Source organism: Mesorhizobium sp. WSM4815 (assembly GCF_055811575.1).
On record NZ_JBVVQS010000097.1, the window covers coordinates 305787 to 318887 of the forward strand.

At 63.3% G+C, this 13101-nt stretch carries 11 protein-coding genes and 1 riboswitch; of the genes, 8 read left to right on the forward strand and 3 right to left on the reverse strand.

All coding sequences use genetic code 11. The features are described 5' to 3' along the window. Positions 1-125: 125 nt before the first annotated feature. From AC0L2B_RS21080 to AC0L2B_RS21095, 4 genes are all read left to right on the forward strand, one after another. Positions 126-593 carry a YaiI/YqxD family protein gene (locus AC0L2B_RS21080; protein WP_091597173.1) on the forward strand — a complete coding sequence of 156 codons (468 nt, stop codon included), beginning with the start codon at positions 126-128 and terminating at the stop codon, positions 591-593. Between the two features lie 138 nt (positions 594-731). Then, on the forward strand, positions 732-1415 hold the full coding sequence (locus tag AC0L2B_RS21085) for a DUF1345 domain-containing protein (protein ID WP_473746683.1): 684 nt from the start codon (positions 732-734) through the stop codon (positions 1413-1415). Between the two features lie 114 nt (positions 1416-1529). Beyond that, the gene (locus AC0L2B_RS21090; RefSeq protein ID WP_473746684.1) at positions 1530-2411 is read left to right on the forward strand and encodes a cytochrome b/b6 domain-containing protein; all 882 of its coding nucleotides are present in this window, start codon (positions 1530-1532) and stop codon (positions 2409-2411) included. A 1-nt stretch (position 2412) separates the two neighbouring features. Then, positions 2413-3201 carry a molybdopterin-binding protein gene (locus tag AC0L2B_RS21095; RefSeq protein ID WP_473746685.1) on the forward strand — a complete coding sequence of 263 codons (789 nt, stop codon included), beginning with the start codon at positions 2413-2415 and terminating at the stop codon, positions 3199-3201. 42 nt (positions 3202-3243) lie between these two features. Here the strand turns inward: AC0L2B_RS21095 and AC0L2B_RS21100 are convergent, their stop codons facing one another. Then, complete coding sequence (locus AC0L2B_RS21100; RefSeq protein WP_473746686.1) at positions 3244-4242, reverse strand: hypothetical protein; 999 nt, start codon at positions 4240-4242, stop codon at positions 3244-3246. 164 nt (positions 4243-4406) lie between these two features. Further along, positions 4407-4494: riboswitch (glycine riboswitch) on the forward strand. A gap of 153 nt (positions 4495-4647) precedes the next feature. Between AC0L2B_RS21100 and gcvT the strand changes: the two genes are divergently transcribed. The 3 genes from gcvT to gcvP are packed head-to-tail and all read left to right on the forward strand — an operon-like array spanning position 4648 to position 8967. Next, positions 4648-5763, forward strand: a complete 1116-nt coding sequence (gene gcvT / locus AC0L2B_RS21105; protein ID WP_473746687.1) for a glycine cleavage system aminomethyltransferase GcvT — start codon at positions 4648-4650, stop codon at positions 5761-5763. Between the two features lie 5 nt (positions 5764-5768). Further along, a complete protein-coding gene (gene gcvH, locus AC0L2B_RS21110) occupies positions 5769-6137 on the forward strand; it encodes a glycine cleavage system protein GcvH (protein ID WP_027156276.1) in 369 nt (122 codons plus the stop codon). Positions 6138-6156: 19 nt separating this feature from the next. Beyond that, positions 6157-8967, forward strand: a complete 2811-nt coding sequence (gene gcvP, locus AC0L2B_RS21115) for an aminomethyl-transferring glycine dehydrogenase (RefSeq protein ID WP_473746688.1) — start codon at positions 6157-6159, stop codon at positions 8965-8967. 71 nt (positions 8968-9038) lie between these two features. Here gcvP and AC0L2B_RS21120 read toward each other — a convergent pair whose 3' ends face one another. Then, entirely contained in the window at positions 9039-10208 is a 1170-nt protein-coding gene (locus tag AC0L2B_RS21120) for a GGDEF domain-containing protein (protein ID WP_473746689.1), read from the reverse strand. A 261-nt stretch (positions 10209-10469) separates the two neighbouring features. Here AC0L2B_RS21120 and parE point away from each other — a divergent pair, with 261 nt between their 5' ends. Next, the gene (gene parE, locus AC0L2B_RS21125; RefSeq protein ID WP_091597149.1) at positions 10470-12521 is read left to right on the forward strand and encodes a DNA topoisomerase IV subunit B; all 2052 of its coding nucleotides are present in this window, start codon (positions 10470-10472) and stop codon (positions 12519-12521) included. 53 nt (positions 12522-12574) lie between these two features. Here parE and AC0L2B_RS21130 read toward each other — a convergent pair whose 3' ends face one another. After that, complete coding sequence (locus AC0L2B_RS21130; protein ID WP_473746690.1) at positions 12575-12817, reverse strand: Imm8 family immunity protein; 243 nt, start codon at positions 12815-12817, stop codon at positions 12575-12577. Positions 12818-13101 lie beyond the last annotated feature (284 nt).

Sequence of the window (13101 nt, forward strand, 5' to 3'; positions counted from 1 at the left end):
CCCCTTCGCCCCGTCACTTTACGGGGAGAATGGGCTGGCAGGCGGATGAGGGGCAGCGCCGACCTTTGACCGCTCGAACATCAATCCAGGCACAATCGCCCGGCTTCATACGCTTGGAACGAACCATGCCCGCACCCGCCATTTACGTCGATGCCGATGCCTGTCCGGTGAAGGCCGAGGTCGAGAAGGTTGCCGAGCGCCATGGCGTCGTCGTCACCTTTGTCTCCAATGGCGGGCTGCGCCCGTCGCGCGATCCGATGATTCGCAACGTCGTCGTGTCCAAGGGCGCCGACGCGGCGGACGACTGGATCGTCGACAATGCCAAGCCCAACGACATCGTCGTGACATCAGACATCCCGCTTGCCGCCCGCACGGTGGCGCTCGGCGCCCATGTGCTTGGGCCGACCGGACGCCCGTTCACGCCGGAAACGATCGGCATGGCGGTAGCGATGCGCGACCTCAAGCAGCATCTGCGCGAGACCGGCGAAAGCAAGGGCTACAATGCCAGTTTCGCGCCGCAGGACCGCTCGCGGTTTCTTGGCGAGCTCGACCGCATCTTGCGGCGTGCGCTGAAATCCGCCGCACTGGGCTAGCGCTTGACCCCGAACCGGAGGTCAGCGCAGCAAGACCGGAATCGATCTTCGGCATCATGCGCACAGTCAAAAGTGCTATAATGTTCGAGCCCTAAGAGACGAGCGGCGGTAAGACGGACCGCCATCAGAGGCCGGGCCATGACGACCGAGACTCCCCTGAAGACACCACTGCACCGCCACATGCAGTTCGCGGTGTCGGCCTGCATCGGTGTAGTGGCACTGGCGATCGCGCTGGTCTTGCGCACTCCGCTCGCCTTTTCGATCGGCGCCAATGCGTTTTTCGCCGCCTACACCGTCATCGTCGTCGCCCAGATGCCGCTGCTCACCGGCCGCTATTTAAGCAAGAACGCGCGGGCCACCGACCAGCCGGTGCTAGTCATCTTTGCGGTGACGCTGATTGTCGTCACCATTGCCATCATCTCGCTGTTCCAATTGATCAATCGCGAGGGCAGCGCGCATCCTGTCGAACTCACCTTCGCGCTGCTGTCGATCCCCCTCGGCTGGTTCACCATCCACGCCATGACGGCGCTGCACTACGCCCATGTTTACTGGGTCAACGATGAAGAGACCGACCCCGGCAGCAAAGCGAAACAGAAAAAGCCGGTCGGCGGCCTCGTATTTGCCGGTAAGGAACGGCCGGACGGCTGGGATTTTCTCTACTTCTCGACCACCGTCGGCATGACCTCGCAGACCTCCGATACCGCGGTCTCGACCACGCAAATGCGTCACATCGTGCTTTTGCATTCGATCCTGTCGTTCTTTTTTAATACAGTGATTGTCGCCGCCGCGGTCAACCTCGCCGTCAGTCTCGGGAGCCGGTAGCACCGGGCAGTCTGTAATAATTCCGTGATCGGATGAAACATCGCTTTGGCTGGCAACGTATTGGGAGGAGAACGATCGGAAAGGCCGACTGAGCGGCCGGAAGGACGCGACAAAATGCAATCGGTGGCCAGGAGCCAATCAACCGTCGGGCCAGATACTGCCGCGCCGAAGGATGCGACACTGATCTACCGGCAGTCGCGCTGGACGCGGCTGACGCACTGGCTCTGGGCCATTTCGCTGTTCTTCATGCTGCTTTCCGGCCTGCAGATCTTCAACGCCCGCCCGCAGCTCTATATCGGCAAGGAATCGGGATTCGCCTATAACAACACCATCTTCGCCATCGGCGCCGAGAACACCGCAAACGGCCCGCGCGGCTACACCGAAATCTTCGGCAAGCGCTTCGACACAACCGGTGTGCTCGGCTGGTCGGGGCCGGCGGGTCGGGAGACGGCCCGCGCCTTCCCGTCCTGGGCGACAATCCCCTCCTATTACGACCTCGGCACCGCCCGCGTCGTCCATTTCTTCTTCGCCTGGATACTGTCCACGACCCTGGTCGTGTGGCTGGTCGCCAGCCTGGTCAACGGTCATCTGCGCCGCGATCTTGTCCCGCGCATCGACGATCTCAGGCGTTTGCCGCGAGACATCATCGATCATGCCAAATTCAAGTTTCATCACACGCGCGAATACAACACGCTGCAGAAGATGGCCTATGGCGGCGTGATGTTCGTGCTGCTGCCGCTGATGATCATCACCGGCCTTGCCATGTCGCCGAGCATGAACGCGGCGCTGCCATTCCTCAACGATTTGCTTGGCGGCAGGCAGACGGCGCGGACAATCCATTTCGTCGTGATGCTGCTGCTCGTCGCCTTCTTCATCATCCATATGCTGATGATCTTCGCTGCCGGCCCGATCAACGAGCTGCGTTCCATCATCACCGGCTGGTACCGAACCGATCCGCCGGCGCATGGCAGCAAGACGCCGCAGAGGGGTGCGTGAGATGGCGAAGTTTGTGATCAGCCGCAGAAAATTCCTGACCTCGGCCAGCCTCGGCGTCACCGGCATCATGCTGTCGGGTTGCGATGCATTCGACAGCCAGCTTCGTGTCGGCGACGGCCTGCGCAGTTTCCTCGAAGGCGCCAACGGCCTGACCTGGCGCGCGCAACGCCTGCTCGCCGGCGATTCGCTGGCGCCGGAATTCACCGAAGCCGACATTCGCCAGCCGCAGCGGCCGAACGGCGTCACCGCGCCGGACGACGATGTCTACAAAAGCCTGCTCGCCAACAATTTCGCCGACTGGCGGCTCGATGTCTCCGGCCTCGTCGAAAAGCCGCTGTCGCTGACCCGCGAGCAATTGATGAAAATGCCAAGCCGCACCCAGATCACCCGCCACGACTGCGTCGAAGGCTGGAGTTGCATCGCCAAATGGACCGGCACGCCGCTGTCGCTGGTGCTTGATCAGGCGGTGGTCAAGCGACAGGCGCGCTACGTCGTGTTCCATTGCCTCGACACGATCGACCGCAGCCTGTCCGGCGACATCAAATATTACGGCTCGATCGACCTGATCGATGCCCGTCACCCGCAGACGATCCTTGCCTATGGCCTGAACGGCAAGCCGCTGCCGGTCGAGAACGGCGCGCCGCTGCGCGTCCGCGTCGAGCGCCAGATCGGCTACAAGATGCCAAAGTATCTCCGCCGGATCGAACTGGTCGACAGTTTCGCCGCTATCGGCGGCGGCAGGGGCGGCTACTGGGAGGACAATGGCTACGACTGGTACGGCGGCATTTGACGCCATAGCTCCGCCATTTCCGATCAGTGTTTGGTGCTTTGCTCAGGCGACCTTGTCGATCAGCGGCTTGAGCACCGGATGGATTTCCGGCGAGGCGTGCTTGATCAGTGTCAGCAGCGCGCGCTCGTTCTCATGCAGCGGCCGGTCGCTGCCGATGCGCTCGGCCAGCCATTTCGCCTCGCACGCGTCGATCGTTTCGGCGCGGCGTGCCAGTGCTTCGGCTGCCTTGTTCTTCGATTCCCATTCGGATTCGATATCGCCCGGCGCGCAGTAGGCTTTCATGATGCCGGCGAGGCCACCCGAAACCATGCGGCCGAAGAAACCGCCGATCTCTGGATCGGCCTGCTCCAGGAAAGCATCTTGCCGCAGCGCCACGTCGCGCACCGGAGCTTCGTAGCCGGCCGAGCACATGACGTAATTGGCGAGCGCCTTGACGAACAGATCATTCCACGATGGATCGTTGTTGGCTGCCGCGGTCCGCTCGTTGATCTTGAACAGCACCTCTGCCTCGGCGCGGGTGATCGCAATGTTGCCGTCGCCGCCATAGGCATAGAGGATGCGGCGCAGAAGCTCGACTTCAGCCTTGGCGATCAGCCCGGGAACCAGCTTACCGCCGTGCATCAGCGGCCCTTTGCCGTCGATGATGGCATGGGCGACCTGCTCCAGCGCATAGGCGCAAAGCCCGTTCGGCAAGGATTTCGCCTTTTCCAGCACATGCACGAGCAGTTCGAGTTCGGTCAGGCTGTCGACCATGCCGTCACGCGAAATCGCTTGGACCAGCCAGTCGGCATTGTCCTGTGAGATATAGCCCGCCGGCTTTTCCTGATGAACGATGAGATCGGTGATGGCTTCGATGAAAAAATCCGGCCATTCCGCGCATTTGTCCCCTTCTATCGCGTCGAGCGCAAACAGCGCCTCGGCCTCGCTCCGCGTCACCACCCCGTCGCCGAACACCTCGCGGCGCAGCATGACCACGTCTTCCGCTGTGACCCGATTTTTCGAGGCCAGCTCGGCCACCGGAACGCTCTTCAATTCGCCCATTTCGTTTCCCATCCATACGTCACTTGGACCCAACATATCGGCAGTTCCTTGAGAAACCGGCAAACCGCGTGGTTAGCGAAGACTTGTCGGTAAGCTGTCGCTAGCAGGTGACAAGGTGTCGCCGACAGGCTATGGATGACGAGTCGAGGGCTCAAATTGAGTCCTACCTGTTTGCGGGAGAGAGCAGCGAGAGCTGCCGCCGAAGGGGAAATCGCCCGAAATCTCTCAGGCAAAAAGAACCGTAGACGGGAAAGACACTCTGGAAAGTCGGGGCTTTTTTTCGCCCCGCGCCGAAGGTGTAAGCGCTGCCGACAGAGTTACGGGGCGCGAGTCTCTCAGGCTTCAGACAGAGGGGCACGGACTGGTCGCCATTCGCGGCCGATTGCGTGCGACTCTGGAGACGACATGACGGGCGACGACACCAAACACCTTCCCCTCGAAGACCTGCACGTGGCCGCCAGTGCGCGCTTTGGCGCGTTCGCCGGCTGGTCGATGCCGCTCACCTATCCGGCCGGCGTGATGAAGGAGCACCTTCATACCCGCGAACATGCCGGCCTGTTCGACATCTCACACATGAAGCTGTTCGAGATCAGTGGCTTGGGCGCTGAAGCACTGCTCAACCGGGCCTGCCCGTTCGACGCCGGCGCGCTTGAGATTTCCCAGTCCAAATACACGTTCTTTCTCAATGAAGCCGCCGGCATCATCGACGATCTGATCGTCACCAGGCTCGGCCGGCAACGCTTCATGGTCGTCGCCAATGCCGGCAATGCTGAAGCCGACGAAAAACACCTTCGTGAGCTTGCCGACTTTGATGCCAAGGCGGACTTTGACGCCAAGATTGAAGCACTCGACCGCGTCTTCCTGGCAATCCAGGGTCCCGAAGCCTGGGCCGCCCTGTCGCGCGCCGGCATCGAAACCGGATCGCTGCTGTTCATGCACGGCTTCGAGCCGCGCGAAAACTGGTTCATGAGCCGCTCGGGCTATACCGGCGAGGACGGCTTCGAGGTCGGCCTGCCGGAAGCGGATGCGCGAAATCTCGTCGCCAAACTGCTCGAGGACGAGCGAGTGATGTGGGTTGGGCTGGCCGCCCGCGACAGCCTGCGGCTCGAAGCAGGGCTGTGCCTGCACGGACTGGACATCACGCCTGAGATCGACCCGGCCGGCGCCGGGCTGATGTGGGCGATCCCGAAGGAGGTTCGCGCCTCTGGCGCTTTCATTGGCGCCGACGCCTTGCGTTCAATCCTGGAGCGCGGCCCGGCGCAAAAACGCGTCGGCCTGAAGCCGGAGGGCCGCCAGCCGGTGCGCCCCGGTGCAACCCTTTTCGATGCCGACGGCAATCCCGCCGGCCACGTCACCTCCGGCGGCTTCGGCCCCTCGGCCGGCCATCCGGTCGCCATGGGCTACGTCCAGGCGTCGCTGGCCAAACCCGGCGCAAAACTCTTCGCCGACGTTCGCGGGACCAAAATCCCGGTCGATATCAATCCCCTGCCCTTCACGCCGCATCGCTACCGCAAAGGATGAACTTCATGGCAAAGACCTATTTCACTGAAGATCACGAATGGCTCCGCGTCGAAGGCGGTATCGCCACCATCGGCATCACCGACTACGCGCAGGAACAGCTCGGCGATCTCGTCTTCGTCGAATTGCCGGAGCCTGGGAAAAAGCTGGCCAAGGGCGATACCGCCGTCGTGGTCGAATCGGTCAAGGCGGCATCGGACGTCTATGCGCCGGTCGACGGCGAGATCACCGAGGCCAACACCGCGCTTTCGTCTGATCCGTCCCTGGTCAATTCGGCGGCGGCCAGCGACGGCTGGCTGTGGAAGATGAAGCTGGCCGATGAAAGCCAACTCGAAGGTCTCCTGGATGAGGCCGCCTACAAAGCCCATATTGGTTGAGAGAGCAGGACCAGGAAAGATGACCGCAGCACCCTACTCCTTCTCGGCCCGCCATATCGGCCCCGGCCTCAATGATGTCAGAGCCATGCTGGCGACGATCGGCGTTCCGTCGGTCGAGACGCTGATCAGCCAGGCTGTGCCGAAATCGATCCGGCTCGACCGGCCGCTGGCCTTGCCGGCCCCGGCGAGCGAAGCCGAGGCGCTGGCCGAGCTGTCAGCGACAATGGCGAAAAATACAGTTTTGAAGAGCTTCATCGGCGCCGGCTATCACGGCGTCCACGTGCCGCCGGTCATCCAGCGCAACCTGTTCGAGAACCCGGCCTGGTATACGGCTTACACGCCCTACCAGGCCGAGATCAGCCAGGGCCGGCTCGAAATGCTGTTCAATTTCCAGACCTTGGTCACCGAACTGACCGGGCTGCCGGTCGCGTCGGCCTCGTTGCTCGACGAGGCGACGGCGGTGGCCGAAGCAGTCGGCATCGCGTTACGCCACCACCGCGACAAGCGGACCAAGGTGGCGCTGGCCGGCACGCCGCATCCGCAGACGCTTGACGTCGTGCGCACCCGCGCCGAGCCGCTCGGCATCGAGGTCGACGGTGACACGATCGACGACAACACAGCCGCTCTGCTGGTCTCCTGGCCCGATACGTTTGGCGTCTATGGCGACCACAGGGCGGCAATCGAGAAAGCTCGCGCCACCGGCGCGCTGGTCGTCTTCATTGCCGATCCGCTCGCCCTGACGCTGACCGACGCGCCGGCTGCGCTTGGCGCCGACATCGCCGTCGGCCCGATGCAGCGCTTCGGCGTGCCGATGGGCTTTGGCGGGCCGCATGCCGCTTATTGCGCCGTTTCCGACAGGCTGACTCGGCTGATGCCCGGCCGCCTGGTCGGCCAGTCCACCGACAGCAAGGGCCGGCCCGGCTATCGCCTCGCCTTGCAGACGCGTGAACAGCATATCCGCCGCGACAAGGCGACCTCCAACATCTGCACCGCGCAGGCGCTGCTCGCCAACATGGCGACCGCCTACGCGATCTGGCACGGGCCTGCCGGGCTGCAGGCGATTGCCGGCCGAATCCATGCATTGGCCAACCGGCTGGCTGCCGGTCTCGAGGCAGCAGGAATTTCGGTGCTTGGCGCAAGCCGCTTCGACACCGTGGCGGTGGAAGTGAAAGGCAGAGCCGGGGCGATTGGCGCCGCAGCCGAAAAGACCGGCCGATTGCTGCGCGTCATCGACGCCGACCGCATCGGCATCAGCTTCGACGAAACCTCGACCGAGGCCGATCTGGAGGCGATCGCGGCGCTGTTCGGCGCCAAGCCGGGCGCAGCCGTCGGCAGCACCGTGCCCGGAAAACCGCGCGGCAAGGCGTTTCTCACGCAGCCTGTCTTCCGCGAAAACCACTCGGAAACCGACATGATGCGCTTCCTGCGCCGGCTGGCCGACAAGGACCTGGCGCTCGACCGCGCCATGATCCCGCTCGGCTCCTGCACGATGAAACTCAATGCCGCCGCCGAGATGATGCCGGTAAGCTGGCCTGATATCGCCAATTTGCATCCCTTCGCCCCGGCAAGCCATTCGGCCGGCTACCGCGCCATGATCGACGAACTGGAAGCCTGGCTGGCGGAGATCACCGGGTTCGACGCGGTGACCCTGCAGCCCAACGCCGGCAGCCAGGGCGAGTATGCCGGGCTGCTCGCCATTCGCGGCTATCACCGCTCACGCGGCGAAGCTCACCGCACGGTCTGCCTGATCCCGTCATCGGCGCATGGCACCAATCCGGCGAGTGCGGCGATGGCCGGCATGAACGTCGTCGTCGTGCGCTGCACCGAAGACGGCAACATCGACGTCGATGACCTGAAAGCCAAGGCGGACGAGCATGCGCAAGACCTTGCGGCGCTGATGTTCACCTATCCCTCGACGCACGGCGTTTTCGAGGAAGGCGCGCGCGACCTCTGCGCCCTTGTCCATGAGCATGGCGGCCAGGTCTATTTCGACGGCGCCAACCTCAACGCGCTGGTCGGTCTCGCCCGCCCCGGCGACATCGGCGCCGACGTCTGCCACATGAACCTGCACAAGACGTTCTGCATCCCGCATGGCGGCGGCGGTCCCGGCGTCGGCCCGATCGGCGTCAAGGCGCATCTGCAACCCTATCTGCCCGGCCACGTCGTCGAAGGTTCCGGCCATGCCGTGTCGGCTGCACCGTTCGGCAGCGCTTCGATCCTGCCGATCACCTGGATGTATATCCGGATGATGGGCGCTTCGGGCCTGAAGCAGGCGACCGAGACGGCGATCATTTCCGCCAATTATGTGGCGACGCGGCTCGGAGCGCATTTCCCGGTGCTCTACAAGGGCAGGCACGAGCGCGTCGCGCATGAATGCATCCTCGATACCCGCGTGCTCAAGGACAGTGCCGGCATCAGCGTCGACGACGTCGCCAAGCGGCTGATCGACTATGGTTTCCATGCGCCGACCATGTCGTTTCCGGTCGCCGGCACGCTGATGGTCGAGCCGACCGAGTCCGAGCCCAAGCGCGAGCTCGATCGCTTCTGCGAGGCGATGATCGCGATATCAGGCGAGGCAGCCAAGGTGGCGAAAGGCGAATGGCCCCTGGCCGACAATCCGCTGGTCAATGCGCCGCATACCGCCGCCGAGGCGCTGGCCGGCCAGTGGACCCATCCCTATTCGCGCCTGGAGGCGGCCTACCCCGCCGGCGATGCCGACACGTCAGCCAAATATTGGCCGCCGGTGTCGCGCATCGACAATGTCGCCGGCGACCGCAACCTCGTCTGCTCCTGCCCGCCGCTGTCGGAATATCTGGGGGCGGCGGAGTAGACCATGATCCCGAAAAGTGGAATCCGGTTTTCGGACAAGATCATGGTCTAACAAGAAGATAGAAGCCTCAATCAGGCAGAACGCAAGGCCGGCGCGTCGGCCTTGCTCGCCTTGTTCTGGGCGACGACGCGATTTCGCCCGGCGCGCTTTGCCGCATAGAGTGCGGCGTCGGCTTCGGCCAGCACATTGTCGAGACTGGTGCCATCCGTCCCGCCAAAGCCGATGCCGCCACTGACTGTGCTGCGCAACGGACCAAGCTGGGTGGCGACGACTTCCGTGCCGAAGGCGACGCTGATCTTGCTCGCAATGTCGTAAGCCTTCTCTTCAGTCATCCGCGACATGACGAGGACGAATTCCTCGCCGCCCAGCCGGAAGGCGTCGACGCCGGTCCTGGAGTATTTTCTGACGACAGCGGCGAAGCGGCGCAGAACCTGATCGCCGACCGGATGACCGAATACATCGTTCGTCTTCTTGAAATGGTCGAGGTCGAACATGGCGACGGACATGAGCGGGCCGAAAATCCGCTCGCCGTAGAATGCCGTCAACGCCCGCCGGTTCATCAGCCCGGTCAATGGGTCGGTCATGGTCTCGGCCTTCAGTTCGATCTGCGCCTGCAAATGGTGCAGGGAGAGCGTCAATGCGCCGAGCCCCGTCATGCAGGCGACCGCCACGGCGGAATTCAACCGTTCGGCCCAGTTGTTGGGCGCAACGCCGAGCACCCATTGGCCCTTGACCAGCAGGACCGCGCCGCAAAGTCCGAAGGACAGCGCACAGACGCCGCTCAGGAACGAAACGACCAGCAATATCCGGCGATCATGACCACCTTTGATCCAGAACATCACCCCGATAAGCGAGAGCAGCGCCGTTACCGTCGCGTAGGTGACGATGAAGCCGACGCCGTCAAAGCCCAGCGACGTCGCGCCTGCGCAAACCGCCATCGCAGCCAGGGTCGGCAAGATGGCGCGCCTGTAGTCGTGGACGCCGAGATACTGCATGGCCGACAGGCAGAGGGTCAGAAGGCCCAGGCTGAGAAGCGCAAGTACAATCTGGCAAAGCCAGGGGCTGGGATGCTTGGCATAGTGCCAGAACAAGACCACATGTGCGACGAGCACGAGAATGCCGCACGCCACCGTCAGCACAAAGCGTGCCTGTGGCGCGGTGCACCAGATCGCAAACAGGGTGATGCTGAGGCACGTGCCCGACAGCGCTGCCGCAAGCAGGAGCGAACTGTAATCCAACATGCGTAAGCGACATCTCGGGTTCTGCCGCATTCTAGGTCAGCAGCAATCCGCGAATACCCTTTTTCGGCCAACCTTCCGGCGTAACCTCCGGACAAGGTTTACAAAGCGTCGATGCCCTCGGCCCATTTCCGCCGCTTGGTTGTCGAATGGTTTTGCAGTAAGAGGCTCTATCCTCGAACGTAACGGGAACCTCCGTCGCCTGCCCGCAAAAAGCGTGGCAGTATCGGGTGGTGATTCGCAGCATCGCAATCCAGGACCAGCATGAACGACAGCAACGATCTTTTCGGCAATTTGGACAAGCAGCCGCAACCGGTTCGCGCCACCGCGCGCCCGGCCGACCCGCTGGTGCAGGCGGCGAAGCGCCCGGCATCCCGCGACGGCAGCGAGAGCTACAGTGCCGCCGACATCGAGGTTCTGGAAGGGCTGGAGCCGGTGCGGCGGCGGCCCGGCATGTATATCGGCGGCACCGACGACAAGGCGATGCACCATTTGTTCGCCGAGGTCATCGACAATTCGATGGACGAGGCGGTCGCCGGCCACGCGACTTTCATCGATGTCGAGCTTTCGGCCGACGGATATCTGGCGGTGACCGACAATGGCCGCGGCATTCCGGTCGATCCGCATCCGAAATTCAAGAAGCCTGCGCTCGAAGTCATCATGACGACGCTGCATTCCGGCGGCAAGTTCGACAGCAAGGTCTACGAGACCTCGGGCGGCCTGCACGGCGTCGGCGTCTCCGTCGTCAACGCACTGTCGGACCATCTCGAGGTCGAGGTCGCGCGCGGCCGCCAGCTCTATCGCCAGCGCTTTTCGCGCGGCGTTCCGGTGACCGGCCTGGAGCAGCTCGGCGAGGTGCATAACCGCCGCGGCACCAGAATACGCTTCCATCCCGATGAGCAGATCTTCGGCAAGGGTGCGGCATTCGAGCCGGCGCGGCTCTATCGGATGACGCGCTCGAAGGCCTATCTGTTCGGCGGCGTCGAGATCCGCTGGACCTGCGACCCCTCGCTGATCAAGGAGAAGGACACGACGCCCGCCAAGGCCGAGTTCCATTTTCCCGGCGGCCTCAAGGACTATCTGAAAGCCTCGCTCGGCGACGAATTCCAGGTCACCCGCGAAATCTTTGCCGGCAAAAGCGACAGGCAAGGCGGCCACGGCTCGCTCGAATGGGCGGTGACCTGGTTCGGCGGCGACGGGTTCCTCAACTCCTACTGCAACACCATCCCGACCGGCGAAGGCGGCACCCATGAGGCTGGCTTCCGCAACGTCTTGACGCGCGGCCTACGCGCCTATGCCGAGCTGGTCGGCAACAAGCGCGCTTCGATCGTCACCTCGGAAGACGTCATGATCTCGGCGGCGGGCATGCTGTCGGTGTTCATCCGCGAGCCGGAATTCGTCGGCCAGACCAAGGACCGGCTGGCGACGATCGAGGCGATCAGGATCGTCGAGGCCGCGATCCGCGATCCCTTCGACCACTGGCTGGCCGACAACCCGCAGGAAGCTTCGAAGCTGCTCGAATGGGTGATCGCGCGTGCTGACGAGCGGGTGCGCCGCCGCCAGGAAAAGGAAGTCTCGCGCAAGAGCGCGGTGCGCAAGCTGCGCCTGCCCGGCAAGCTCGCCGACTGCACGCAGAATGCCGCGGCCGGCGCCGAGCTCTTCATCGTCGAGGGCGATTCGGCCGGCGGCTCGGCGAAACAGGCGCGCGACCGCGCCAGCCAGGCAGTGCTGCCGCTACGCGGCAAGATTCTCAACGTCGCCAGCGCCGGCAACGACAAGCTGGCTGCCAACCAGCAGATTTCCGACCTGATCCAGGCGCTTGGCTGTGGCACGCGGTCAAAATACCGCGATCAGGATCTGCGCTACGACCGGGTCATCATCATGACCGACGCCGACGTCGACGGCGCCCATATCGCTTCGCTGCTGATCACCTTCTTCTACCAGGAGATGCCGAGCCTGGTCCGCGACGGCCATCTCTACCTGGCGGTGCCGCCGCTCTACTCGATCCGCCAGGGCGGCAAGGTCGCCTATGCCCGCGACGATGCGCACAAGGACGAACTGCTGCGCACCGAGTTCACCGGGCGCGGCAAGGTCGAAATCGGCCGCTTCAAGGGGTTGGGCGAAATGATGGCCGCCCAGCTCAAGGAAACCACCATGGACCCGAGAAAGCGCACGCTGCTCAGGGTCGATGTGATCGACGCCGAGGCGGCGACCAAGGATGCGGTCGACGCGCTGATGGGCACCAAGCCGGAAGCCCGCTTCCGCTTCATCCAGGAACGCGCGGAATTCGCCGAGACGGAAGTGCTGGATATCTGAATTTCTTCGGCTCGGCGAACCGCAAACGGCAGGCAGTGTCTCAGTTTGAAATTTCAAAGGCGATAGTCGAACTCCCAGCGCCCTAGTCTGGTGAGTTGCGCGCCGATGGCCTGCCAAGTTTCCCCCTCGGTCGCAGCACAACGATTCCTCAGAAACTTTTCGAGCTCGACGTTGTCGAAACGCGGCATGAAAATCACACTTTCCGCCGCAAATACCTTACCGCCCTGAGATCGAAGGAACCAATTGGGAGAGCAGACAGTCGCTGTAAATGCGTCGGCGCTGCGACCGCCTAGCATTTCGTTTTAAACGCATGAGGTATCCCCCGACACCATTGGCGGATCATGCCGTGATTGGCCCTTGTTCTCGAATCCGCCCAGCGAGCGGCCGAATGCGATGCTTTGCTAAGGCCCCGCGATTAGCAACAGCGCTGCTCGTGAGCCGCCTTCACCAAGGGCCGCTTCTTCAACGGCCACATCCGCAATCACTTCCGCTACCTGGTTGGCCCCGCGGTCGACTGAGCAGCATCAGCGGACGATCTCTCTTTTGGCAGGGATGCGGCTCATTCGTCGCGGCCGTCCGG